The sequence below is a fragment of the Psychrobacter sp. ANT_WB68 genome (genome assembly GCF_008369115.1).
Lineage (GTDB): Bacteria > Pseudomonadota > Gammaproteobacteria > Pseudomonadales > Moraxellaceae > Psychrobacter.
In genome coordinates this window covers 703,815-729,714 of sequence record NZ_VOAZ01000001.1, presented here as the reverse complement: position 1 = coordinate 729,714, position 25,900 = coordinate 703,815, and the positions used below count along the sequence as shown (strand labels likewise).

General features: G+C 44.7%; 19 protein-coding genes. 4 read left to right on the top strand and 15 right to left on the bottom strand.

Features of this window, described 5'->3' with window-relative positions; genetic code table 11:
• Nucleotides 1-9 precede the first annotated feature (9 nt).
• The 4 genes from betB to FQ084_RS03065 form a co-directional block, all read right to left on the bottom strand.
• A complete protein-coding gene (gene betB / locus FQ084_RS03080) occupies nt 10-1,536 on the bottom strand; it encodes a betaine-aldehyde dehydrogenase (RefSeq protein WP_410477321.1) in 1,527 nt (508 codons plus the stop codon).
• A gap of 200 nt (nt 1,537-1,736) precedes the next feature.
• Complete coding sequence (locus FQ084_RS03075) at nt 1,737-2,309, bottom strand: TetR/AcrR family transcriptional regulator (RefSeq protein ID WP_149489153.1); 573 nt, start codon at nt 2,307-2,309, stop codon at nt 1,737-1,739.
• 704 nt (nt 2,310-3,013) lie between these two features.
• On the bottom strand, nt 3,014-4,147 hold the full coding sequence (locus tag FQ084_RS03070) for a flavin monoamine oxidase family protein (protein ID WP_149489152.1): 1,134 nt from the start codon (nt 4,145-4,147) through the stop codon (nt 3,014-3,016).
• A 1-nt stretch (nt 4,148) separates the two neighbouring features.
• Nucleotides 4,149-4,847, bottom strand: a complete 699-nt coding sequence (locus FQ084_RS03065; RefSeq protein WP_149489151.1) for a cupin domain-containing protein — start codon at nt 4,845-4,847, stop codon at nt 4,149-4,151.
• Between the two features lie 106 nt (nt 4,848-4,953).
• Between FQ084_RS03065 and FQ084_RS03060 the strand changes: the two genes are divergently transcribed.
• Nucleotides 4,954-5,889, top strand: a complete 936-nt coding sequence (locus tag FQ084_RS03060; protein WP_149489150.1) for a LysR substrate-binding domain-containing protein — start codon at nt 4,954-4,956, stop codon at nt 5,887-5,889.
• Between the two features lie 136 nt (nt 5,890-6,025).
• On the opposite strand, the gene FQ084_RS03055 is transcribed toward FQ084_RS03060, so the two are convergent.
• The 6 genes from FQ084_RS03055 to FQ084_RS03030 form a co-directional block, all read right to left on the bottom strand.
• The gene (locus FQ084_RS03055) at nt 6,026-7,312 is read right to left on the bottom strand and encodes an NAD(P)/FAD-dependent oxidoreductase (protein ID WP_149489149.1); all 1,287 of its coding nucleotides are present in this window, start codon (nt 7,310-7,312) and stop codon (nt 6,026-6,028) included.
• Between the two features lie 12 nt (nt 7,313-7,324).
• Nucleotides 7,325-8,791: a Na+/H+ antiporter NhaC gene (gene nhaC, locus FQ084_RS03050; RefSeq protein WP_149489148.1), complete on the bottom strand. Its 1,467-nt coding sequence runs from the start codon at nt 8,789-8,791 to the stop codon at nt 7,325-7,327.
• 280 nt (nt 8,792-9,071) lie between these two features.
• Entirely contained in the window at nt 9,072-10,562 is a 1,491-nt protein-coding gene (locus tag FQ084_RS03045; RefSeq protein WP_149489147.1) for an aldehyde dehydrogenase family protein, read from the bottom strand.
• A gap of 168 nt (nt 10,563-10,730) precedes the next feature.
• Nucleotides 10,731-12,131: a VOC family protein gene (locus FQ084_RS03040; protein ID WP_410477326.1), complete on the bottom strand. Its 1,401-nt coding sequence runs from the start codon at nt 12,129-12,131 to the stop codon at nt 10,731-10,733.
• Between the two features lie 199 nt (nt 12,132-12,330).
• Nucleotides 12,331-13,602 carry an aspartate aminotransferase family protein gene (locus FQ084_RS03035; protein WP_149489145.1) on the bottom strand — a complete coding sequence of 424 codons (1,272 nt, stop codon included), beginning with the start codon at nt 13,600-13,602 and terminating at the stop codon, nt 12,331-12,333.
• 270 nt (nt 13,603-13,872) lie between these two features.
• Entirely contained in the window at nt 13,873-14,820 is a 948-nt protein-coding gene (locus FQ084_RS03030; RefSeq protein WP_149489144.1) for a LysR substrate-binding domain-containing protein, read from the bottom strand.
• Nucleotides 14,821-15,236: 416 nt separating this feature from the next.
• Here FQ084_RS03030 and FQ084_RS03025 point away from each other — a divergent pair, with 416 nt between their 5' ends.
• On the top strand, nt 15,237-16,436 hold the full coding sequence (locus tag FQ084_RS03025; RefSeq protein ID WP_149489143.1) for a sugar transporter: 1,200 nt from the start codon (nt 15,237-15,239) through the stop codon (nt 16,434-16,436).
• Nucleotides 16,437-16,539: 103 nt separating this feature from the next.
• On the opposite strand, the gene arfB is transcribed toward FQ084_RS03025, so the two are convergent.
• Nucleotides 16,540-16,953, bottom strand: a complete 414-nt coding sequence (arfB, locus tag FQ084_RS03020) for an alternative ribosome rescue aminoacyl-tRNA hydrolase ArfB (protein ID WP_149489142.1) — start codon at nt 16,951-16,953, stop codon at nt 16,540-16,542.
• 348 nt (nt 16,954-17,301) lie between these two features.
• Between arfB and uvrA the strand changes: the two genes are divergently transcribed.
• Entirely contained in the window at nt 17,302-19,869 is a 2,568-nt protein-coding gene (gene uvrA / locus FQ084_RS03015) for an excinuclease ABC subunit UvrA (RefSeq protein WP_149489141.1), read from the top strand.
• A gap of 129 nt (nt 19,870-19,998) precedes the next feature.
• Here the strand turns inward: uvrA and FQ084_RS03010 are convergent, their stop codons facing one another.
• The 4 genes from FQ084_RS03010 to FQ084_RS02995 form a co-directional block, all read right to left on the bottom strand.
• Nucleotides 19,999-20,760 carry an SDR family oxidoreductase gene (locus FQ084_RS03010; protein WP_149489140.1) on the bottom strand — a complete coding sequence of 254 codons (762 nt, stop codon included), beginning with the start codon at nt 20,758-20,760 and terminating at the stop codon, nt 19,999-20,001.
• 220 nt (nt 20,761-20,980) lie between these two features.
• Entirely contained in the window at nt 20,981-21,763 is a 783-nt protein-coding gene (locus tag FQ084_RS03005; RefSeq protein WP_149489139.1) for an SDR family NAD(P)-dependent oxidoreductase, read from the bottom strand.
• 3 nt (nt 21,764-21,766) lie between these two features.
• The gene (locus FQ084_RS03000) at nt 21,767-22,774 is read right to left on the bottom strand and encodes an NADP-dependent oxidoreductase (RefSeq protein ID WP_149489138.1); all 1,008 of its coding nucleotides are present in this window, start codon (nt 22,772-22,774) and stop codon (nt 21,767-21,769) included.
• A 56-nt stretch (nt 22,775-22,830) separates the two neighbouring features.
• A complete protein-coding gene (locus FQ084_RS02995) occupies nt 22,831-24,636 on the bottom strand; it encodes an acyl-CoA dehydrogenase (protein ID WP_149489137.1) in 1,806 nt (601 codons plus the stop codon).
• 181 nt (nt 24,637-24,817) lie between these two features.
• On the opposite strand from FQ084_RS02995, the gene FQ084_RS02990 reads away from it, so the two are divergent.
• Nucleotides 24,818-25,840, top strand: coding sequence for a GlxA family transcriptional regulator (locus tag FQ084_RS02990; protein WP_149489136.1), 1,023 nt, complete (start codon nt 24,818-24,820; stop codon nt 25,838-25,840).
• Nucleotides 25,841-25,900 lie beyond the last annotated feature (60 nt).

Here is a 25,900-nt window from a genome sequence, read left to right as displayed (position 1 = left end):
TGCAACTGATTAAAATACCGATTCAAACTTACCCAGCTCTACTTGGATAGATTTAGTCTGCGTATAGTGCTCAAGGGCTTCAATGCCATTTTCGCGGCCAATACCTGAATGTTTATAACCGCCAACTGGCATTTGCGCTGCGGACTCACCCCAGGTATTTAACCAGCAAATACCGGCTTCAATCTGCGCAATCACGCGATGCGCGCGGGTTAGGTCTGTAGTCACGACCCCTGCCGCCAAGCCGTATTCGGTATCATTGGCACGGCGAATGACCTCTTCTTCCGTCTCATACGTCAATATTGACATTACTGGACCAAAGATTTCCTCACGTACGATAGTCATATCATCGCTGCAATCTGTAAACACGGTCGGCGCGACAAATGCACCGTTGGCAAGCTCGCCTGTCGTGATACGTTCACCACCCGTTAATAAACGCGCGCCGCCCTCCTTTCCTTGCTGGATATAGCCAAGCACTCTGTCCATATGCGGGAAGCTAACCAGTGGACCCATATTAATATTTTCATCCATCGGATCGCCAAGCTTGATACGCTTGACACGCGCTAAGATAGCTTCTTCAAACTTGGCTTGTAAGGCTTTCGGGATAAAGACGCGTGTGCCATTGGTACAGACCTGACCTGTGCTATAGAAATTCGCCATCATCGCAATATCAGCGGCGGTATCGATGTCCGCATCATCAAATATAATCAGTGGCGACTTACCACCAAGCTCTAAGGTCACGTCTTTAAGAGACGATGATGCCGCACTCGCCATGACTTTTTTACCCGTTGGTACACCACCGGTAAACGATACTTTAGCGATATCAGGATGCTGGGTTAATGCTTCGCCGACTTTATAATCCCCTTGCACAACGTTAAAAACGCCGTCTGGTAAGCCTGCTTCTGTGAAGATTTCTGCCAATTTTAGTGCCGTTAACGGTGTGACTTCTGATGGTTTGAAAATCATCGCATTCCCAGCGGCTAATGCCGGTGCAGCCTTCCACATCGCAATCTGAATCGGATAATTCCATGCACCAATACCTGCGACCACGCCAAGTGGCTCGCGACGGGTATAAACAAAGCTAGTATCACGTAGCGGAATCTGACGACCTTCAAGCATTGGTGCGAGACCCGCATAATATTCAACGACATCAGCACCGGTGACGATATCGACATATTTGGTTTCAGAGAGCGCTTTACCCGTATCTTTGGTTTCGAGCAATGCCAGCACATCATTACGCTCGCGCAATATGGCAACTGCGTTTAATAAAATGCGACTGCGCTCAACCGCTGTCATTGCCGCCCAAACCTTTTGGCCTTTTTGCGCCGCTTTTACCGCCTCATTAATCTGCTCATTAGTTGTTTGCTGAATGGTTGCTAGCACTTCACCCGTCGCTGGATTAATATCTTCAAAAATCGCTAAGGATTCATCGATAGCCAAATAACGACCGTTGATATAAGCGGTTTGTATTTGCTCTAAATCGATGATGTCTTTTAAGTTGTTCAGCTCTGTTTTTGAATCAATATTTGTAGCTGTCATAGGTTCTCCTATCGACGACTGGTAAAGGCTTTATCAAAAGCCAATACCAAATAATGTCGTCATGGGTTAAGTATTTAAAAAAATTTATATCGTCTATTTCTAAAATATTTTCTTTCAGTGTTTCTTTAAGTATTTCTTTGATAAACGCTTGAAGCGACGCATTTAAAGCATTGTTTTTGAATCAAAGGAAAACTAGCGTTTTACTCATGCTCAGGTTGGGTCATTTTTAGCAAACGCTCACGTAATGATTTTTTATCGGATATATTAATGCCGGAAAAATCAGAGAGCCAAATACCATCAGCGACCAGACGCACCATACATAGCGTTTCAGTATTATCAGTTGGTTTATGCTTATCTAATTGCGCATTTGACCACTCAGCCCACAGCTTGCGCAGCTCACTGTCCGCCAGCATCAATACATATAAGGTTGCTTGATTATCAAACTCTTCCTGCCCTTTTTCGCCCAAGCTAATCGTGGCATTGATGTAGGCACGGGTAAACGAACCGTAAGGCACTGGGTCTTTGGCCATCGCCGTATCGACCTCTGTCTCAAACTTTTTCATCGCGTCATGGAATACTTCCAAAATCAAAGCATTCTTGGTAGTGAAATGATGCATCACCCCACCTTTGGTCACGCCAACTGCATCAGCCACCGCTTGAAAGGTAACTTTAGACAACCCTTGCTCTAGCGTGATGCGTGCTGCCTGATCAAGCAGCGCACGACGTACGATTTCTGGCTGTTTTTTACGTTTATAAGCATTTTCTGTTTTCATTTTTATCTCGATGTTAATGCACCAAAGAGTTTGAGGATAAGTTTGTCGCCACTATTGTCGCTTTCTGTGCTACCGATAATTTTGACAATATTCACAATACTAGTGATGGCAACTACCACCGTATAACCAGTCTTTAGTAAATATCTCGCGCCAAGCATTTAAAAAATGATGACTCTTGCAAGCTCGTCATAAGCTCTCATTAGTGATACTAGTACCCAGCTGTGGAGTTTCAGCTTTACGAAAAATATGGATTATTTATTTATCCTAAGCTCAAAAAGCAGTTTTATAAGGATAAAGTAATCTACCATATAAAAGAAACCACACGGTCGGTATTTTATAGAAATAATACAGCAATGTGAAGGGCTAGTATGTATCTGGGTTTTACAGAACACTATTTTAGATAAAATTGTTTTAGAAAATACTATTTTAGAAGATGCTGATTTAGACCACACTGGCTTAGATAATGCCGCATTGTCTAAATATAAAGAGAAGTGAATTTTGAAGTTTTCAATCAAGTAGACTGATGGGGAGTATTAAGTATCAATCTTAGGCTCTGGCAGTATCAATCAGCTATAGTAGAATTGCTTTAAAATCGATACAGTGCGACTGGGATGAATTTTTCGTAGCCTCTGTGATAACAGCAAGCAAGGAAAATTTATACCAGTCGCACATAGCTATAACGTAGCGCTTTTATTTTGAACTGACTATACTATCAACTCAGGTAAATTTTTAACGCCGATACTTGCTGCATCGATAGCACCCGCAATATAACCGGGGAACTGTTCTGACCACTCGCTACCAATACCGGTCAGACTGTTTTCCCATACGCCAGATAGCGCTTTAGACATAGGTGCAGCGGCATGCTGACCATCACTATTAGCGTCGGTAGCGGTTGCCGTAAATGGCTCTTGCGCCCAATCTTTAAGATACTCAGCCTTAGGCGAGTCTGCTTGCTCCCCAAATAAACGCACCAGTTGCGCACGACAATGCGCCTTCAATACTTCTGCGGAGACACTTTGGCGTGCGGCTGCAGGTACACCTATAAAGCCAAATAATGCCCCGCTGCCATCTGCCACCGATGCATCATGAATCTCAACCATTGGTCCTTGTCCGCTGCGTGCTGAGCCTGACAACCCTTGTTCTTGCCAAAACGGACTGTCATAAACAGCAAGGTACTTAGCGTGCGGCGCCATCCAAGTAGCCGTTCCTCGCCACTGTGTCGTGATATTAGCGGGTAAAGCTGGCTCAAAGGTTATGCTTTTTTCTGCCAATCGAGGCGGCAGCGCGAGTAGTACATGCTGCGCTTGCCACTGCTGTTTCTGAAAAACAGCCACTTGCCCAGACTCATATTCGCTAGTGATTTCAATATACTGCCCAGTATTATGCAACTGATGCACTTTTTGATTGGTCAAAATTCGCGTGGCATCTAAACGCTGATAAAGCGCTTCAATCAATGTCGCCATACCACCCTTAAGCCGCATAGACGGCGGCGCACTTTTATAGCCATGTGTACGCATAGCAGACTCATTAGGCGAGCGCTCAACCAGCATATCGCCCTCCTCGAATTGCGCAAAACTCTCTAATTGCAATTCATCAATCAAACGCGCCAACTGCTGCTGATATTCTGGCCAAAACCATGATGGTCCCAAATCAAAACCATTCATTTTATCCGTTATTTGTGCAGTATTTAAATCCGTTGGCCGCACTGTCACAATACGACCACCCAAGGTTGGACGCGCCTCTAAGAGCACATAATCAACGCCTTTTTTCTCTAATAAATAAGCCGCATATAAGCCACTTAAGCCGCCGCCAATAATCGCTACAGATACTGTTTGCATATTATGCTCCTTCCACATCAGCGCCGATGACATGAGACAAATGACCGGTTTTGAGATAAACCGTAACACCTTGCGCGCCTGCTTTTATTTTGGACAGCGCACCTACTGGTAAGCGTATCCAGCTACCGCGAGTATAGGTTTGAGCATTATCAATTATGTCATCATCTATTAACTCGCCGTCTAGCACTAGTATCTCTGCGCCGCCTCTAACTGTGCCGGTAAATAGCGCCTCATTGGCATTTAAGCGCTTTAAGCTGACCTGTTCGCTGGCGTCTGAAAATAAATGACAAACATCACGATTACCTTGTTTCTGCCAATTTGCCGCATCGTTGGTATCGATGGCGACATAACGTGCCTCTTCTGCTGGCATTTGCCAAAGTTTGACAAAAATGACCGCGCCCTCTTTACTATACGGCTGGTGTCCAGAATTTGGCGGATTGCGTAAGTACCAACCCGCTGGATAATCGATATTATCTGCCGAAAAAGTACCCGACAACACCAAAATCTCTTCGCCGCCCGGGTGCAAGTGATGTGGAAAATTAGAATCAGGGGCATAGCGCACGATACTGGTGGCACGGGCTTTTTCTGCGCCGACACGGTCAAGCATGACCCGTTCAACACCATTTTGCGGTGATGACACCCATTGATAGTTTTCGGACGCTAATAAAGCACGGCGGGTAAAATCTGCATTGATAAGCATAGAATGTTTTCCAAAGATAAGGTTTAATACCGTCAATTATCAACTGATTTACATCGGCTGACAAACGAGATAATATTCACTTATCTAAAAGAAAATATTTGTCGCTATGAAAAAAGTTGTGTATTTAAATGCCCTACGTGCCTTGGAAGCGAGCGCCCGTCATCAAAGTTTTTCTGCGGCAGCAGAGGAACTAAACGTGACTCCTGCTGCCGTTGGACAACTGGTTCGTAGTTTGGAGGATTCGGTAGGACTACCGCTGTTTTATCGCAAAACCAGTGGTAAATCGCGCTTAATCCCCACAAAAACAGTCGAGCTGGCATTGCCTCATATTCGGGCGGGCTTAGATAATTTGGCAAAAGGATTGGCGCAGTTACAAGCAGGATCAAATAGCGGCGTGCTCACGGTGACCGTCAGCCCTGCCTTTGCCGCTAAATGGCTGTTGCCGCGTATCGATCGATTCCAAAGCCTACAACCAGATATCGATGTACGGCTTGATACCAGTGCCAAATCGATAGACTTTGCCGTTCAAGACGTGGATATCGGCGTACGCTATGGTGCTGGTTTTTGGGCAGGATTGCTGAGCGAAAAGCTGATGGAAGAGGAGATTTATCCGGTTTGCTCGCCGCAATTATTACAAGGAAAAAGCGCGCTTTATTTGACCCAAGAAACGCTCATTCATGACCGCTCAGTGGATGGTTATATTGGTTTTCCTTCGTGGGATGATTGGCTTGCACAAGCAAGTTTAACCAATGCAGCGCTCACCAAAGTAGATACCTCGCGAGGGATGCAAATCAATAACTCAGCAGCGGTGCTACAAGCGGTCATCAATGGTCATGGTGTTGCGTTGGCGCGTAGTGTGATGGCACATGATGATGTCGCTGCCGGACGTTTGATGCGATTATTTCCTGAGATTACCTTTAGCTCGCCACTGGCTTATTACGTCGTTTATCAAGCGGAATCTGCCAATATGACAAAGCTTAAAGCCTTTCGCGATTGGCTATTTGCAGAAGTGTTGTCCACTCATGAGAACAAATTTATTTAAGTATAGTCAGCTCAATATAAAAAGGTATAGCCGATTCAATTTAGAGAAAAATACTGCCTAAACCTATTCAGCGGTTTAGGCAAAGTTCAGCATTCTTCTCAGAATAGGGCGTGTTCTTATTCCCTACCCAACTTTCCTACCCAATGATTCTCAAGCATTGACCTGCATGATACAAAGTCAGTCCCAGCTCAGTAAAGCCAGACTTGATACTTCCAAAAGAGACTTTTGCCTCTTCTAAAGTCTTAAATGGTAAGGGGATACTGTCTCTATTACCCGTCATTATATAGTCTGCAAAGCACTTACCCATTAGCGTGCCTGTCGTAATGCCGCGACCGTTATAAGCCGTTGCTGTCAGCAAGCCCTCAGCGGGCTCCATGACTCGAAAAATATGATCTTGCGTAAAGCCAAAGCTACCAGTCCATTCATACTGCCACTTAAATGCTGGCAAATCTGGATAATAGCTTTTTTGCACCGCATTGGCCCATGATTGATAAAAGGATTTTGGTTTAAGCTGTGTACCACCCACCGTTCCCAATAATAGGCGATCATCGTCATCACGGCGAAAGCTAGACAAGGCCAAGCGTGTATCCCATGCCCCTGTTTTGTATGGCAAAATCCGATCTGCCGCCTCTCCGCTGAGCGGCTCAGATGCAATCTGATAATAATAAACCAGATAAAATGTCTTTTTAATTTCTGTCCATTCGCCTTCGGTATAAGCGTTGGTTGCAATAATGACGCGCTCAGATTTCACGCGCGCTTTAGAAGTCCTTGCATACCAATAGCCATCCACCTTTTCTAAGGCTTCAACAGCGGAATGCTCATAGATAGTGACGCCAAGATCTTTTGCTACTTTGGCCAATCCTCTGACATAAGCCAGCGGGTTTATGGTACCAGCACGATGATCGAGTAGTGCCTTATTGATATTCTTGGTACCACAATACTCATGGCATTTACTGCCAGTTAATACCTCAATATTCGCACCGCGACGGCTAAGCTGCTCGTATCTAATATCGACATCGACTTCACCTTTAGCGTTATGTGCCATATGGATATTACCGGCTTGAGTGACTTGGGCGTCGATATTATAACGTTTGATTAAATCAAATACTAAGCTTGGCGCTTGTCCGAGGGCTTCAGTTAAACGCTCACCTGCCGCTTCACCTAGCGCAATATTCAAATCATCAGGGCGCGCCCAAGTACCTGCATTGACGAGCCCTACGCTTTTACCAGAGCCACCACTGCCTATCGTATGGCTCTCTAAGAGGATGACTTTGACGCCTTGTTCAGCCAAATGAATCGCAGCCGATAACCCTGTATAACCGCCGCCTATGATACAGATAGTCGCTTCAGTATCGCTACTCATCTGGCTGTAGGTATCGATAAGGGGTGCGGTCATATTCCACAAACATTGCTCTTGCAACATCTCATATTCCTTCTAAATTAACACATTGTCTACAGTGGGAAGCTCGCTTGTGTCTTTATTAATAGTAGGTTCTTCGCGGGGGATAAATTTGTTCAAGACCACCCATAACAAACCAAATAGAGGCGATAACCAGCAAGCAAAAGCGAATGGCGCGTAAGTGAGTGTCGCAATACCTAAGGTTGCGGCGACGAAACTACCGCCCATGTTCCAAGGAATAAGGGGAGATAACAGGGTGCCAGTATCTTCGATAGAACGGGTAAGCGTCGTGCGCTTGTAGCCCATCTCTTGATACTTGTCTTTGAGTAGGCGACCTGGCAACACCAATGTGGTATAGACGTCACCGATGAGGGTACCCACACCGAGCGTGCTAGCATAAGTGGTAATCACTAAACCGAATCTCGATTTCACCATTTTATTGATTTTTGCCATGATGGCTTTGAGCGTACCGTAATGCTCAATGGCACCGACGAATGCTAAGGCAAATATGGTTAAGGTCACAACCCATGTCATCGACATGACACCGCCTTTAGACAGCAGTTGGTCAACGACAGCAAATCCAGTCTTACTGACAAAGCCATTTTGTAGGACGTTAAAGATATCGTGAACGCCCACACCTTGCATAAAGAAAGCGACTAACCCTGCAACCACCACACCTGATAATACCGTTGGAATGGCTGGCATTTTCATCACCGCCGCAATGACAACGACAACAGCAGGCAATAAAGTAATAATACTAAGGTTATAGTTAGCTGCTAGTGAGGCTTGAATGTCTCTGATTGATGTTAAATCGACATTTTCTGCGCCGTAGCCCATCCCAATCCAAGCATAGATAATTAGGGCAGTCACCATGGCAGGTACCGTGGTGGGCAACATACCGCGAATGTGTTCCCAAAGGTCAACACCGGCAGCGGCTGGTGTTAAGTTGGTGGTGTCAGATAATGGAGACATTTTGTCACCAAAAAAAGCGCCAGAAACAATAGCACCGCCTGTTAGTGACGGCGGAATACCTAGTCCTAAACCAATACCCATCATCGCAAGGCCGACCGTGCCGACCGTGCCCCACGAGGTACCCGTTGCGACAGATATAATGGAACAGATAAGACAAACAGAGACTAGGAATGACGAGGGAGAAAAAATGCTAAAGCCATAATATAAAATCGTGGGAACGGTACCAGCGATAATCCAAGCACCGATGAGCATACCAACGCCCATCAAGATGATCATGGCAGGTAGACCGATTTTCACGACCTTTAAGAAACTCTCTTCCATGCCATGCCAGTCACGGCGCCGCAGCTTCATAAACAAGCCAGTAATTAAAATACCGCAAGCCAAAGGAATGTGAGGGGTAAAATCTTTGAATACAAAAAACTGAACCATCAGAATAATGGCAGTCAACACCAGAGGTGCAATATCTAATAAAAAACTAGAAGACGGACCATAGCCATCTTTAGCTTCGTCATAAGGTTTATTATCCATCATAAGACACCTACCTTCCTTAGTAGTGGAAACTACTGCCATAAAAATAACAGTAGTGGAAACAACCAATCCATGGCTGCCGATAATGCTGAAAAGGGGATAAAAAGCCTGTTTTTGAAATCATGAATATTTATTCATCACTTCCGCAGGCTTTATTAATAAAATAAAAATACTTGATAATTGGTTTGTTAATATAGGCTCTGAGCCTACTTAACAAACATCACAACACGTGATTGATAAAGACTATTAAATGACACTATTTATTAGTGACATACCGTTGTTATTAGCCAAAGTTGATGCCTTGCGCGAGTGGTAGCTCGGTTGAGTAGTTGACCGTATTGGTCTGACGACGCATATAGGCTTTCCATGCGTCTGAACCTGATTCACGACCACCGCCGGTTTCTTTTTCGCCGCCGAATGCGCCGCCAATCTCAGCACCACTGGTGCCGATGTTGACGTTGGCGATACCGCAATCACTGCCGCGGTCGCTGAGGAAAGTTTCAGCTTCACGTAAGTCATTGGTAAAGATACAAGACGATAATCCTTGTGGGACATCGTTTTGCATCGCTAGTGCATCGTCAAACTCTTTATAGGGCATGACATATAAAATCGGTGCAAACGTCTCACTACGTGCCACGTCATTTTGCTCATCAAGCTCAACAATCGCAGGGGTCACATAATAAGCATCTGGGAACTTATCCATCAGAACTCGTTCGCCGCCTGTGACTTTACCGCCAGTCTTACGAGCCTTTTCTAACGCCGCTTGCATGTTATTAAAGCTGTCTTCATCAATCAGTGGACCGACCAAATTGCCTTCAAGCGGATGGCCGATGCTCACCGTCTCGTAAGCAGACTTAACGCGCGGTAAGATATCGTCTTTGACCGACTCATGAACAAACAGACGGCGTAAGGTGGTGCAACGCTGACCTGCCGTTCCTACTGCTGAGAATAGAATGCCACGTAGCGCCAAATCTAAATCGGCAGTGGGTGCCAAAATCATGGCGTTATTACCACCAAGCTCGAGCAAACATTTACCAAAACGCTCAGCCACTTTCGGTCCTACTTCTCGGCCCATGCGTGTACTGCCGGTGGCACTGACTAAAGCGATGTCTTTATTTTCAACCAAGGCATTACCGATATCGGTCTTGCCCAATATGATTTGCGATAAATGTGCTGGTGCCTCACCAAATTTTGCCAACGCTTTTTCAAATAATGCTTGGCACGCTAAGGCGACGAGCGGGGTTTTTTCTGAAGGCTTCCAGATGACAGGGTTGCCACAGACGATGGCCAACGCAGTGTTCCAAGACCAAACGGCGACGGGGAAGTTAAAGGCAGAGATGACGCCGATGACACCAAGTGGATGCCATGTCTCACGCATGTGGTGACCCGGGCGTTCTGAGGCGATGGTTAGACCATAAAGCTGACGCGATACGCCCACGGCAAAGTCACAGATATCAATCATTTCTTGGACTTCGCCAAGGCCTTCTTCTTTGATTTTTCCGGCTTCTAATGATACTAAGATACCTAAATCTTCTTTGTGCTCACGCAGGACTTCACCCAACAGACGAATCAACTCACCACGTTTAGGGGCAGGAACGACACGCCATTCTTGAAAAGCTTGTTTGGCATTTTGGATTTTAGTATCGACGTCGGCGACTGTATCTAATGTGACTTTACCGATGACTGAGCCATCAATTGGGGTGGTGACTTCAAAGTCGCCATTTTGATAGTGTGCTTCTTCTACGCCCATTGCAGACATATATTGCTTAATCATAATCAATCCCTTGCATATTGGTATAATGGTTTACTACGTCCTTGACTGACTTATAAAATTACCCTGCTACCTACTAAGTTGCAAAATAATAAATTTCTTGCAGTCATTCCTTTTTGGAATGACGTGCTAATAAGTCGGCTATACGCTAGACATTTCTAGCATAATTTGTTAGATACTAACACTAGACAGGCACTGCTCAAGACTTTGAGCTTGCATCGCTTCATACAATGCCATCTCATCGTGAATAGCTGCTCCCAAATCACGCTCAAAACTTTGTTGGCTTGAGCGACCGTCATATTGGTTTGGCTGCGCCTGTTGTAGGTTTGATTGAAAGATACCGGCGGCACTGACGGGCAAAAAATCCTCATAAACGATAGGTTCAATGCGAAGCACCTCATCATTAATCAGAGCGCTCAGCTTAGCATTAGGCACTTTATTCAAATCATCATTGGTTAAGGTAGCGGCCAATAATGCTTGACCATCTTCAGAATCTAGGGTGCTATCCGTCAACTGGTAATAAAAATACGCCAGCCCTTCATCGTGTAGAGTTTGATAATTATCAGGAAAAGCGGTAAATACTTCGGCTAAAATTTGATTGTACTGAGCCGCATTATCCTCATTTGGGGTAGCGCCAAGCTGGCGGCGAGCTGCAGCCAATAATTCATCATAAAGCGCGCGACCCTTTTGCGTTAATGCCACACCGCGTTGCTCAATCTCTCCAAAGCGCGCGGTATGATACCCTTGCTCATACTCTTCATGGCTAGCGTCTAAGTTATTAGCAACTTTAAAGCCAACCGCTTCTTGTAGCGCCTTAAAACTGGTTTGCCTTAATAATATAGGACACGCTCTACGCGGTGGCCCTTCGATGATGGCTTTTGAGGGTATGCCGCGGGCTTGCATACCATATTGTACGGCATCAATATCCAAGGTTCGAGGCGTTAAATGATTGATATGCGGGCCCTTAAAGCCGACCACATCAGCGACAAGTGGATGCTGATCTAGTAAGCGCTGATAGAGCGCTTTTGCCACCGGCGTTTTATCATGCCAACGAAATGTCTCTAGCGCTTCTTGGACAAACTGCTGTGCTTGCTCAGTGGTCAAGCCACCTTGCGCCTCGAAAATCTTAATTAGCTCAATAACTTCAGTAGTGAATATCTGACGCTGCGCCAATGTGGCCGTGGCTTCTTGTTGTAAGGTCTCATCGGCAATCAAATCTAAACGCAATAACGAGGTAAATACTCGAAAAGGACTTTTATGCAATGCGTGCGAGTCAAGCGCACGAAAGGCTGTTGAGTGGACTGGCACACCAGCAGGTGCTAAATCGTAGTAGCCAACAGGGTACATACCCATCACCGCAAAGAGACGGCGCATCATGCTCAGCTCTGCTGCGGTACCCAGTCGAATCGCCCCGTGGCGCTCCATGCTCAGACGCTCAATCTCGCCCGTATGTAGCAGTTGTGATTTGACATCGGGATGTGAGGTCAACACCTCTGCATTGACATCACTGACCAAATCAACCAAGTCACCGTATAGCGGCACCTCATTTTGGTACATGGCTGACATGGCCATAGAAAAATGATGACGTATATCATCGCTGCAGATAAAATCCTCATCTAGACTGACGCTATTATTTTTCACAAATAAACATCCTTGTAATAGAGTTAATAAATTTTTAGCTTAATAATAAGTATTTTATTTCGAGCATTTGGTTATAACGATGCGCTATCTGTCCTAAGTACTCTTAAATATTCCTAAACATGCCTAAGCATTAAGCGACAGGTAACCCATCAGGAAGCCCGATGAGCACCTCTTTTAGAATATCCAACCCTTCTTTTAGGGTGTCAGGCTCTATAGTGAGAGGTGGCAATAAGCGGATGATATGGCGATATTGCCCACTTGGCATCAGCAGTAGACCACGTTCGCGTGCTTGCACTAATACTTGCGCCATCACACTCGGATGCACATCATGCTCAGGATGACGCAGCTCGATACCGCGCATCGCACCGATACCCGTAAGACCAAACAACCAAGGCGAGATACCTTCTTGTTGCCATTGGCTGATGGTCGTCTGAATTGTCTCTGCATAATGTTTGGCTGACTGCCAAACGTCATCAGCTTCCATGATATCGAGCGTGGCATTGGCAGCGGCGCAGGCGACTGGATTGCCCGAATAAGTGCCGCCTAAGCTGCCTTTGGGTAGACCATTGACCACACTAGCCTTTCCGATGACCGCACCTAAAGGCAAGCCACCTGCGATGCTTTTGCCAAGTAAAATAAGATCAGGCTCAATCCCTAAATGGGTAAAAGCAAATGGCGTGCCAGTACGTCCATAGCCAGATTGGATTTCGTCCATGATAAGTAACATGCCATGCTTATCGCAAAACTTACGTAGATATTGCGCAAAGGTAGGCGACAACAATTGAAAACCGCCCTCCCCTTGTACAGGTTCGACGATAATGGCACCGATATTATCGATATCGGTTTCTACCATAAATAAACGCTGTAGCGCATCAATCGCTTGCTCGTCGCTGATATTGTTATCAGGACTGGGGAAAGGTATGTGATAAACGCCACCTGCCAAAGGCCCGATCCCGCGCTTATAAGGCGCGACCTTACCATTGAGATTGACGGCAGCCAGCGTGCGCCCATGAAAGCCACCATCAAAGGCAATGACACCTGTGCGCCCTGTCTTTAGACGAGCGATTTTTATGGCATTTTCGGTGGCTTCTGCACCGCAGTTAGTCAGCATGCCTGCCAGTTCGCCGTTGATAGGCACCAGCTCACACAATCGAGGCATAAAGGTTTGGTACGGCTGATGTGCTGCCGCATTGTAGGCATAGTGAATGAGCGACTGGGCTTGATGAATGATGGCGTCAACGATGTGAGGGTGACAATGACCAAAGTTTAAAACACCGATACCGCCGACAAAATCGATATAGCTGCGGTCGTTGTCGTCCCAAACTCTGGCATTTTTGCCTTTGATGAGCGTGAGCGGATGCACCATCGTAAAGGCATCGGTCACGTTATAAAGCTTGTCCATGATGAATCTCTATCTCTTCCTTGAGTTAGACTCATTTCAACAAAACATTATTCCAGCAGCAAACGAATAATAGTTGTGGTGGCATTCCTTTTTGTCATTACCAGTAAATTAACTTCCTAAACAAATCCTTTAAAAACAAAAAAACTGCGTATTAATGCAGTTTTTTTGTTTAGCTTATTAAATGTTTACAGCAAACAATATTACAGGATGGAATTCACAAGACCAGTGCTATAGATAAATACTTTAGATCATAAATAAACGTAAGTGACATTATAAAACCAGACCTAACGCCTTTTCACGCTCATCTGAGATTGCTAAATAAGCTGTAATCCATTCTAAAACTGCTTTGACCTTATGTGATTGTCCTGAAGAGATAGGATAAGTCACATAATAGCTGCCGCGACCCTTTGCCGCATAATCCCACGCCATGACTAAAGCGCCTGATTGTAGCTCAGGCTCAACCAAACGTAACGGCACCAAGGCAATGCCATAGCCAAGTAAGGCGGCAGAAATGCAGGCATGAAAAGTCTCAAAGCGTGGACCTACAAAGGTGCCATCGACGCTAATATCTTGTTGCTTAAAGTACTCATACCACGCACTTAAACGCGAACTTATTTGCAATAACACATAGTCATCCAAACAATCAGTACTCAGCGTCTTATCTTGCAAATACTGCGGCTGACAAACAGCAACGCAATATTCATCGAATAATTTTATGGCCTCCATATTGCTCCACATTCCATCACCATATAAAAAAGCAATATCGACATTTTGGTCTTCAGAAAAAAATGGACCTACTAATTCTTTGATATCTAGGTTGATAAGCGGGTATTCTTGACTAAAGCCACTGAGTGCTGGAATCAACCAACGAGCACAAAATGTCGGATGCGAGACGATTTTTAGCAGCTCAGTATTACTGCTATGTGACATCAAATTGGTGGTCGCCACCTCGATATGTTTTAAAATCTCTAAAACTTCAAGATAATATGCCTTGCCAGCAGGGGTCAACGAAATCCGGTGCGGTGTCCGATAAAATAAAGACAGGTTTAACATCTCCTCTAACTGCGCCACTTGCTTACTAATGGCGCTTTGGGTCATGTGCATCTCTTGCGCGGCATTGGTAAAACTCAAATGACGGGCAGCGGTCTCAAAACATTGCAGCGCCGTCGTTGAAGGGTATCTTCTAAAGGCTAATGGTTTATTGGTGTCGGTTTTCATAGATTGTTTTTCTTTTATCCCATCTTAGTAAAATATTAATAACTATTTAAAATCACGTTATCAGGCATTTCTAGCCTATGGCGTCATCATACCTATATTCAAGCTTAAATAGCGATACCTCACCATAAGCACTATGTAACTGACACTGCTACCATTATCGGTTTTACTTAATCATGAATTTGAAAGTCCACTTAATTATTCAGTCGCCAATTTTAAAGACTCTCGTACAAAAAACACCATCAATTCCTGATAAAATAGTAGGGTCTGATGATAGGCTCTGACATACCGCAACTGATTTGCTATCTTGCCCTCCTCTTTTTCATCATTACGACCTATGCCGCCGTTATTCTTAAACTCATGAATTATTTTTCAGCTAACGTTATCTGTTAGCGCCTTCTTTATTTGTATTGGATCATATGAAACATAACCTTGAGGTGAGCTCAGACGCTCGCCGAACTCAGTATTTTCAAGTATTTTTGATGGGCGTCAGCGCCTTTATTATGAATACCACCGAATTTGTCCCCGTTGCTCTATTAAGTGACATCGCCCAAGATTTTTCCATTACCACGGCTGAGACTGGCTGGATGTTGACGCTGTATGCGTGGATTGTCGCGGCCATGTCGTTACCATTGATGCTGCTCACCAGCCGTTTTGAGCGTAAAAGCTTACTCTTAGGCTTGTTTGTGGTTTTTATTGCCAGCCACGCCTTGTCAGTATTCGCATGGAGCTTTGATGTATTGCTTATCAGCCGAGTGGGCATTGCGCTATCACACGCGATATTTTGGTCCATCACCGCCGCAATTGCTATCCGCGTGGCACCAAAAGGTAAAAAGGCGCTAGCACTTAGCGTGCTCGCGACCGGTACTTCATTGGCGATGGTGCTAGGCGTGCCATTAGGGCGCTTAGTCGGCCAATGGTTTGGCTGGCGGGCAACCTTTGGCGGTATTGGCGTGATTGCTTTTATCGTGTTTATTCTACAAGCAAGGTTGTTGCCAATACTGCCGAGTATGTTTGAAGGCTCGTTTAGAAAAATCCCAGAACTGCTCAAAAACCCGTTATTGGTCTGTCTGTATTTACTTATTTTACTGGTCTTTACCGCCCACTACACCGCTTATTCTTATATCGAACCTTTCATGCGGCAGGTTGGTGCTATCAGTGAAAATGCTGCGACTGTTGTGCTACTCTTGTTTGGGGTGGCAGGGATTGCGGGCAGTGTGGTATTCAGCCGCTGGGGTGATCGTTTTAATACCAGATTGATGCTGATATCGATAATATTAATGCTAATCTCTATGCTGGTGCTATTGTTTGCCGTGACCTCCATCTGGGCACTCAGCTTGATTGCGTTACTTTGGGGCGCGGCGCTTATGCTGCTGATTATCTCCATGCAAGCAAAGGTCATCATGGTAGATGTCACAGCACAAGACATGCTGATGTCGATGTTCTCAGGGATTATTAACTTAGGGATTGGTGCAGGTGCGCTATTCGGTGGTTATGCAGTGACGCATATTTCCATATCAAGCGTGGGCTATGTTGGCGCCGCTATCGCTAGTGTGTCGCTGCTATTGATGTTGTTTATGATAAAGCGATTTCCTGAATTAAGCAGAAGACTTGGCTAGCTAAAAATCTGATAGTAAATAAGTATATGAAAAATGCCAGCCACTTAAAGGGGCTGGCATTTTGCTGTTTGGTTTATTAAACAATACTGAATAAGCTGCTTATTTAAAAATCTACTTTACCGCGTAACACTTTGGTTTTACCGCGCTGAGTCTTTGCATCAACGCGTTTACGCTTGGCATTTCTGCTAGGCTTGGTAGGTTGGCGGGTTTTATTGACATAGGTAGCCTTGGTGATAAAGCTTTGCAACCGCTCAAAGGCATCTATTTTATTGCGCTCTTGCGTACGAAATTGCTGAGCTTTAAGCACAAACACGCCTTCTTTGGTGATTCGGCTGTCTTTACTGTCTAATAAACGCTGTTTAATGACATCGCTTAAGCTCGAAGCATGAATATCAAAGCGCAAATGAATCGCAGAGGACACTTTATTAACGTTTTGCCCACCTGCCCCTTGTGCGCGTATGGCGCTAATTTCAACTTCACTGTCATTAAGACTGATATTACTGCTGATAAAAATCATAAAATACTTTTATAAATCATGGATAGATAAGGTTAATGATAAAGCATTCTAAATTAACTCGCTACTTGCCTGCTTAACGGTTCTCAAAAATCCATATTTCTTAACATCTATAATCTGCAATTTATAAGGTAAACCTCATAAATGTTATCGTTTGACGTCACTATGTCTATCCTCTGTCTGTAAAGCGTAAGCCCGTCCAAAAATTCTTTTTTGCCATGCTAGGATGATTTTAAATTACTAAGACATTTTTTGATTAGCTGTCTATTTAACAAGCAAACTTTTTAATAAACAAATTCTTAGCCCATACTTTTAAAACTAAAACTACGAGCTGATAGGAATAAGTCCTTTATGAGCAACAATAATAATAAAACTAAATCTTCTTTTACCACCAACCAAGTCTCAGCTGATAACAGCATTCAGGTCAGAGGCGCGCGGGTGCATAATCTCAAAAATGTCGATGTTGATTTACCGCGCAATGCGTTGGTTGTTTTTACGGGTATATCAGGCTCGGGCAAATCTTCGCTGGCATTTGGTACTCTCTTTGCAGAGTCACAGCATCGCTATCTTGACTCAGTATCGCCTTATGCGCGGCGCTTGATAGACCAAGTTGGCGAGCCTGATGTCGATTCGATAGAAGGCTTGCCACCAGCCGTCGCCCTACAACAACAACGCGGTACGCCATCGGTACGCTCATCGGTTGGTAGCGTGACCACCATCTCAAATGGTCTGCGTATGCTGTACTCGCGAGCGGGCGAATATCCTGTTGGGCAAGACATGCTGTATGCCGATGCCTTTTCGCCAAATACGCCAGAAGGTGCTTGCCCTACTTGCTCAGGTATTGGTCGCGTGTTTGAGGTCACAGAAGATTTGCTCGTGCCCGACAAGACTAAAACCATTCGAGAACGCGCCATTGCTGCATGGCCACCGGCATGGCAAGGGCAAAACCTAAGTCGGATATTGACGACACTTGGCTACGATATCGATAAACCTTGGAACACGTTACCCAAGGAAACCCGCGATTGGATTTTATTTACCAATGAAACCCCAGAAGTGCCGGTGTACCCAGAATACAATCTCGAGCAAGTACGCGAGGCGATTAAAAAAGGTGAAAAGCCCAATTATAAAGGCACCTTTACCAGTGCAAAAAATTTCGTCTTACATTCTTTTGCCACGACCCAAAGTCCGCGTACCAAAAAACGCGTGGCGCAGTTTATGCAAATTTCAGAATGCCCGAGCTGCTATGGTAAAAAACTCAAAAAAGAATCGCTATTGGTTAAATTTGCGGGGCTTGATATTGGTGAACTGTCACAATTAACCTTAACTGAACTGGCGCTAAAAATTCAAGACGCTGCTAATAAAAAACTCAGCAATGATATGCCCGACCGTGAAAAAGCCATCGTTGCCAAGCGTATTTCCAGTGATATTTTATCGCGTGTGCAAGCCTTAACCAGACTTGGGCTAGGTTACTTATCCCTTGAACGCACTACGCCTACCTTATCGCCCGGCGAGTTACAGCGCCTAAGACTTGGCACCCAAATTCGCTCTAAACTATTTGGCGTGGTTTACGTACTCGATGAACCGTCCGCTGGCCTGCACCCTGCCGATACTCAGGCGCTATTAGGCGCTCTAGATGAACTAGTAGCCGCGGGTAATTCATTATTTATTGTTGAGCATGATGTCAGCGTCATTCGCCATGCCGATTGGATAGTCGATGTCGGACCAAAAGCAGGCAGTCATGGCGGTGAAATCATGTATAGCGGCCCTATCGAAGGCTTGCGAGAGATATCTGATTCCTATACTGGACAATATCTTTTCAATCATGATTCCACAGACCATCAATCGAAAAGCCAGCAATTAACAAGCCAGCAGCCAAGACAACCTAATCATTGGCTAAAGCTTGCTAATATCGAGCACAATAATTTACAAGGGTTAGATATCGCATTCCCTTTAGGAGTATTAACAACGGTAACGGGTGTGTCAGGTTCGGGGAAATCAAGTTTGGTCAGTCAAGCGTTGGTTGAACTGGTCTACAATACGCTAGGGCAAAAAACCGTGATTGAAACGCCCACTGATGAAGCGGCTTTACTTGAGCAAGAACAACAAACGCCAATAGGCGGTGAGATAGTCAGTGGTATGGAGCATATAAAACGCTTAGTCACCGTCGACCAAAAAGCCATCGGGCGCACGCCGCGCTCGAATTTGGCGACTTATACTGGACTGTTCGACCATGTGCGCAAATTATTTGCTGCTACCAAAGAAGCAAAAGCGAGGCACTATGATGCTGGACGTTTTTCATTTAACGTTAAAAAAGGACGTTGCCCAAATTGCGAAGGCGTCGGTTTTGTCAGTGTTGAGCTGCTATTTCTGCCGAGTGTTTACTCGCCTTGCCAAGTTTGCCATGGTCAGCGCTACAACGATGAAACCTTAAAAATTAATTATCAAGGTAAAAACATCGCTGAAGTGCTCGATTTAACGGTTGAAGCCGCTTCTGAATTTTTCGTTGATGACGCCCCGATAATGCGCGCATTAGACGCGCTATTAAAAGTTGGGCTTGGCTATCTAAGACTTGGGCAACCAGCGACCGAACTGTCTGGTGGCGAAGCACAGCGCATCAAACTTGCTACCGAACTGCAGCGTACCCAGCGCGGCGATACGCTGTATGTGCTCGATGAACCGACCACTGGTTTACATCCTTCTGATGTCGCGATGCTGATGGCACAATTAAATGGGCTGGTCGCAACCGGTAATACGGTGATTATGGTTGAGCACGATATGCAAGTTGCTAGCAACAGCGATTGGATTATCGATATGGGCCCGGGTGCTGGCGATGAAGGTGGTCTTATTGTCGCAGAAGGTACGCCTAAAGAGGTGGCGAAATCAACAGAGAGTCGCACTGCGCCTTTTTTATTCACTTAGTATTGATATAAAAGACAGTACACTAACTAAAAAATGGAAATATGTAATAAGAAAAACCGCACGATTTTAATATCATGCGGTTTTTCTATGTTAAGTGCTGTCTTTATTTTTCAAACTACTCATTGATAACTAGGCAAGCATACCGCCATCTACAACCACTGTTGCACCCGTGGTATAACTTGAGGCATCAGACACTAGATACAACACTGTGCCAGCCATTTCATCAGGATGGGCAACACGCCCTAACGGAATTGCATGTAGTGCCATTTTTAAGACTTTATCATTGGTAGTCAATGCTGAGGCAAATTTAGTATCCGTCAGACCAGGCAACAAGGCATTGACGCGAATGTTTAATGGACCGCACTCTTTGGCAAAAGCTTTGGTCATGCTGATGACAGCCGCTTTAGTGATTGAATAGATACCTTGCTTATCACCCGCGACCAAGCCATTGACCGATGCGGTATTTAAAATCACCCCGCCGCCCTGCTCGCGCATCATCTTACCCGCAGCCGTCGACATAAAGAAATAACCGCGAATATTGACTTCAACGGTTTTATCAAAAGCAGCTAAGTCAGTATCTAAAATATGACCGTAATAAGGATTTGCTGCGGCGTTATTGACTAAGATATCGATTTGACCAAACTCACTTTTTATATGCTCAAAAATCGCCTCAATCTGCGCCATAACGCCCACATGACAAGCAAATGCACTGGCTCTATGACCGTCAGCGACGATGCTATCCGCCACTGCTTGGCAAGCATCAATCTTACGGCTAGAGACGATGACATGCGCGCCTCTTGAAGCCAATAGACGGGCGATAGATTCGCCAATACCGCGGCTAGCACCCGTCACCAAAGCAATTTTACCGGTTAAATCAAATAAATCTTTCATAGGTGTTCCTTTTATTTTGAATATATTATTTATACATTTTAAATGTGTAGCAGAGCTGAGCAAGGTCACTATCAGCTCTACAAAATTTATTAAATTTTTTAAGAGATTATCGACATTTCCAAAAATTTGAGTAGCAAGGAAAACGAGTGCCAGTACTACAATTCGTAGGCTAAGCGAGTTTGACACCGCTAATCATATTTTTGGGATTGTCATAAAACTATTAAGCCAACATACCGCCATCAAGAGTAAACGCATGACCATTCATAAAGCTGCTTTCATCGCTCGCCAGCCAAGCAATGGCTCCCGATACTTCATCAACTTCACCCAAACGGCGCATTGGACTGGCTTTGATAGTCGCTTGCTGGGCGCGCTCGTCCATTTTTGCCATGGTATTACGCACCATTGGTGTATCGATAAAGCTTGGGCAAACGGCATTAAAGCGGATATTGACTCGAGCATATTCATGAGCAGCAGATTTAGTCAGCCCCATCACGCCATGTTTAGCAGCGCTGTAAGCTGACAGTAATGCCGCAGAACGCAAACCAGCAATCGAGGCAACATTGATCACATGTCCACCGCCATTAGGTGCCATACATGCAACAGCCGCACGCATACAATGCCAAACACCTTTTAAATTAACGGCGATATTGCGATCAAAATCCTCATCGCTAAGCTCATGCATCGGCGCAGGTTGATGGTCGATACCCGCATTATTTATAACGACATCAAGACCACCCAATGTGTCCATTGCAAAGTCAAACAACGCTCGTACTTCATCGCCACTGGTGACATCCACCTTTTTAAAGACGATACTATTGCCAGCGTCTTGGGCTTGCTTAGCAACGGCTGCACCCATCTCTTCGGCTAAATCGCCAATCACCACTTTCGCACCGCGACTGGCTAACAATAGCGCACTGGCAGCACCTATACCAGACGCGCCGCCGGTGATTAAAATGCGTTTACCAGAGACGTCTGATGCAATTCCATTTGTATTCAATGTCATGATTTATCCCTCTACCTTAAGTACCAGTTTGCCGAAGTTTTCACCTTTAAACAGCATCATCAAGGTATCAGGGAACGTCTCGATACCTTCAACGATATGGTCTTTTACTTTAATGTCGCCCGATTGAATCCAGCCAGCAATGTCTTTCATCGCTGTCGGGTATTCTTTAATATTATCAAAGACGACAATGCCTTCCATACGCGCACGATTAACCAACAGTGACAGATAGTTTGATGGACCTTTGACTTCTGTGGTGTTGTTATATTGGCTAATCGCACCGCAAATCACAATACGCGCGTGCAGATTAATTTGTGTCAGCACATCATTTAAAATATCGCCGCCGACGTTGTCAAAATAGACATCGACGCCTTTTGGACAAGTTTCCTTTAACGCTTTTTTTACATTCTCATTCTTATAGTCGATTGCCGCATCAAAACCCAACTCATCTACTAAGAATTTACATTTTTCAGCACCGCCGGCGATACCGACAACACGGCAGCCTTTGGATTTAGCAATCTGACCAACTAAGCCACCGACCGCACCGGCAGCGCCAGAGACGACGACGGTTTCACCTGTTTTTGGCTGCCCCGTTTTTAATAAGCCAAAGTAGCCCGTCATACCCGGCATGCCAAGCACACCCAAGTAATAAGGCAATGGCGCAAGGCTTGGATCGACTTTATGTAATCCAGTACCATCACTGACTGCATAGGACTGCACGCCGTTATGACCTACGACATAATCGCCGATGGCAAACTTTTCATGCTTACTTTCGATGACTTTGCCCACCGTTCCTGCACGCATCACCTCGCCAATCTGTACTGGCGGTATATAAGATTTAGCATCGTTTAGCCAACCACGCATTGCAGGATCCATTGAGATATACTCAATTTTTATCAACAGTTCACCGTCTGTAATAGTCGGCAGTTCCGTCTCGGTATACTCCCACGTATCGGCGCTTGGTTCGCCAACTGGTCTTGCTTTTAAGCGCCACTGCTTATTGATTGTTGTCATTATTTATTCCTTTAAAATTTTATCCGTTATTAATATCGAATATGGTCCAGAATCGCTTAGAACCACTCTGCTTGCATATCGGTACATACGGCATTGTCGTTATTTAACAAAGCAATATCGCGATTTATTAATGGCAATTCCCAATCAATAAAGTATTTTGCTGCTTGTATTTTACCGTGATAGAAGTTTTGCTTTTCAATATCCTGTGTTGCGCTTAATAATTGCTCCGCTTTACTGGCTTGGCGAATCCAAATCCAACTCACCACGATGGAGGCAAAGATATTCATCAATGCTTGCGCGTTGCCAGTCAGCGTTAGTGCTTTTTCCGTTTGCAAGATTTTGCTTAAATGAACCAACACTTCATGCAGATGACCCATATAAGGCATCAATTTACCAGCAAGTTTGGCAGTCTCGGGCGTACTAATGCTTTCTAAATCTCGCGTGATTTCACGTTTCAGAATTTGAATACCAAGACCCTTGTTTTGCCATAACTTACGAAATGACAAATCTAACGCTTGCACGCCATTTGTGCCTTCATGGATAGGATTCAGCCGATTGTCACGCCAAAATTGCTCGGCCTGATATTCACGTGTATAGCCTGCGCCGCCCAATACTTGAATACCCAAATCATTGGCTTTAGGCCCAAATTCAGACGGCCATGCTTTTAACACTGGGGTTAATAAATCCAGCAATTCTGAAAGCTCATTTTTCAATGTAGCCTCTTCACAAGTATTAATACGGTCAATAAGGTTTGAGCCATATAAGCACAGCGAAATACCACCTTCGGTATAGGCTTTTTGCGCCAGTAGCATACGCTTCACATCACCATGATTAATAATTGCCGTTGCCGCATCTTCAGGCTTATTATTAGGCGCGATTCTGCCTTGCATTCTGTCTTTGGCATAATCTAACGAATACTGATAACCTCGATAACCGATCATCGCTGCGCCAAAGCCAACGGCAATGCGCGCTTCGTTCATCATTTTAAACATGTAGCGCAAACCAAAATGCTCTTCGCCGATAAGATAGCCGTGACATTCACCTGCATCACCAAAGCTTAATGCTGTAGAAGTCGCGCCTCTATAGCCAAGCTTATGAATGAGCCCAGTCAAATGCACATCATTGCGCTCACCTACCGATAAATCATCGTTTAAGCGATATTTCGGTACGGCAAATAGCGAGATACCTTTGACGCCACCAGGACCGCCGGGCACTTTAGCTAGTACCAAATGGACGATATTGTCAGACAGTTCGTGATCGCCCGCTGAGATATAAATCTTACTGCCTTTCACACGGTATGACCCGTCTTCTTGTTTCACTGCGATGGTTTTGATGTCAGCAAGTGATGAACCAGCATGCGGCTCTGTTAACGCCATCGTTCCGGTAAATTCACCGGTTAACATACGCGGCATAAAGGCATTTTTAATGTCGTCACTGGCAAAATGTGAGATGACATTAATCGCCGCAGTGGTCAAAAAAGGATAAGCAGTAGTCGATGGATTGGCCGCCATAAAATAGCCTGCCACCGCTGTCATCACTGTTTCGGGCAATTGCATCCCGCCATCTTCAAAACTATAACGACCTGCGATAAAGCCTGATTCACGAAACGCATCAAAGGCGACTTTCACATCGTCTATCATGGTCACTTTTTTACCGTCAAACTGTGGTTCGTTTTTATCCGCGACATGGTTATGCGGTAAGAATAACTGGGTCGCGATTTTATTAGCGGTATCTAATACTGCATCGAAGGTTTCGCGGCTGTGTTCTGCAAACTTCGGATGCTCGGTTAAATGTTCAGCGTCCAATACATCATATAATTGGAACGGTAATTCAAAATCATTGATAAGCGTATCTGCTGCCATAGTATTCTCATTAGCTTATGAAATTTAGTGATGCATTGATATTAATCTAATTTAGCCTATTGCCGTATTGTCATTTATGACATAATTATGGTCAAATAAGACAAGCGTAATTGCATTTAATTAGAAAAACGTAGTTAGAAAATAATATTTTTAAAACGTTTCTAAAGGAAATTACACAACTATGCCCTACTTTAAACCCTTTAAAGTCATCATCGTAGGTTTCGATGGGGTGCTCGGTAGCGTACTGGCAGGGGCGTTGGACCTATTTTCATTTACTGGCGTCAGTTGGCAACGATTTTTAAATGAGGCAGTAGAGCCGAGGTTTAATGTACAAATCGCCAGCCTAGGTGGTGTTGACATCAGATGCAGCAACCGCTTAATCATGCAAGCGCATTGCGATATTAAGGAAGTGACAGAGTGCGATTTATTATTAATCCCAACGATTGGCGATTCAATCGATAAAGTATTGAGCCAAAATAGCGATTTAATTGCTCATATAAAGCGGCTAGCTAACACCAAGGCGGATATTGCCAGCAACTGTAGCGGTGCTTTCTTTTTGGCAAAGGCAGGATTATTGGACAATAAGATAGCCACGACCCATTGGGGCTATGCGAGTAAATTTAAGGCAGACTTCCCACTGGTTGATTTGCAAGAGAACCAATTTGTCACTCACTCAAAAACCCAGTCAAAAGACCAATCAGGCAATATATTTTGTGCAGCGGGCGGTAGTGCCTTTTATGACTTGGGATTATTATTGATAGAGCGTTATTGTGGGCGCGAGATTTCGACTCAAGTTGCAAAAACTCAGATTATTGATAGTAAACGAGGCAATCAGAACAGCTATACCAATGTGACCTTACATAAGCCGCATTCAGACCCGCAGGTCAAGCAAGTGCAAGAGTTTATCGAGGAAAACTTTAAAAATCCTATTCAAGTGAGCACTTTGGCTGCGATGATTAATATCACCCCGCGCACTTTAAACAGACGCTTTCAGTCGTCTGTCGCTATGCGTCCGATCGAATATATTCAAGCGGTCAGAATTGAACAGGCAAAACGTTTATTAGAGTCAGAGAATGTCACGATAAAATCGCTGGCGGAGCAAGTTGGCTACGATGATATCTCATCATTCACTCGGCTTTTTAAGCGTGCCACTGAGCTGACCCCGAAAGAGTATCAAGATAAGTTTTCGCGCTTAGCGATTTAACTTTATAGCAGATGCCTTTTGAAAGTAATAGGTTGCTGCTGTGATATGTTCTCTGCAGAC

Coding starts and splice junctions, on each gene's coding strand:
- betB (WP_410477321.1), bottom strand. CDS start 1,536: ATGACAGCTACAAATATTGATTCAAAAACAGAGCTGAACAACTTAAAA.
- FQ084_RS03075 (WP_149489153.1), bottom strand. CDS start 2,309: ATGAAAACAGAAAATGCTTATAAACGTAAAAAACAGCCAGAAATCGTA.
- FQ084_RS03070 (WP_149489152.1), bottom strand. CDS start 4,147: ATGCAAACAGTATCTGTAGCGATTATTGGCGGCGGCTTAAGTGGCTTA.
- FQ084_RS03065 (WP_149489151.1), bottom strand. CDS start 4,847: ATGCTTATCAATGCAGATTTTACCCGCCGTGCTTTATTAGCGTCCGAA.
- FQ084_RS03060 (WP_149489150.1), top strand. CDS start 4,954: ATGAAAAAAGTTGTGTATTTAAATGCCCTACGTGCCTTGGAAGCGAGC.
- FQ084_RS03055 (WP_149489149.1), bottom strand. CDS start 7,312: ATGTTGCAAGAGCAATGTTTGTGGAATATGACCGCACCCCTTATCGAT.
- nhaC (WP_149489148.1), bottom strand. CDS start 8,791: ATGATGGATAATAAACCTTATGACGAAGCTAAAGATGGCTATGGTCCG.
- FQ084_RS03045 (WP_149489147.1), bottom strand. CDS start 10,562: ATGATTAAGCAATATATGTCTGCAATGGGCGTAGAAGAAGCACACTAT.
- FQ084_RS03040 (WP_410477326.1), bottom strand. CDS start 12,131: ATGGCCATGTCAGCCATGTACCAAAATGAGGTGCCGCTATACGGTGAC.
- FQ084_RS03035 (WP_149489145.1), bottom strand. CDS start 13,602: ATGGACAAGCTTTATAACGTGACCGATGCCTTTACGATGGTGCATCCG.
- FQ084_RS03030 (WP_149489144.1), bottom strand. CDS start 14,820: ATGAAAACCGACACCAATAAACCATTAGCCTTTAGAAGATACCCTTCA.
- FQ084_RS03025 (WP_149489143.1), top strand. CDS start 15,237: ATGAAACATAACCTTGAGGTGAGCTCAGACGCTCGCCGAACTCAGTAT.
- arfB (WP_149489142.1), bottom strand. CDS start 16,953: ATGATTTTTATCAGCAGTAATATCAGTCTTAATGACAGTGAAGTTGAA.
- uvrA (WP_149489141.1), top strand. CDS start 17,302: ATGAGCAACAATAATAATAAAACTAAATCTTCTTTTACCACCAACCAA.
- FQ084_RS03010 (WP_149489140.1), bottom strand. CDS start 20,760: ATGAAAGATTTATTTGATTTAACCGGTAAAATTGCTTTGGTGACGGGT.
- FQ084_RS03005 (WP_149489139.1), bottom strand. CDS start 21,763: ATGACATTGAATACAAATGGAATTGCATCAGACGTCTCTGGTAAACGC.
- FQ084_RS03000 (WP_149489138.1), bottom strand. CDS start 22,774: ATGACAACAATCAATAAGCAGTGGCGCTTAAAAGCAAGACCAGTTGGC.
- FQ084_RS02995 (WP_149489137.1), bottom strand. CDS start 24,636: ATGGCAGCAGATACGCTTATCAATGATTTTGAATTACCGTTCCAATTA.
- FQ084_RS02990 (WP_149489136.1), top strand. CDS start 24,818: ATGCCCTACTTTAAACCCTTTAAAGTCATCATCGTAGGTTTCGATGGG.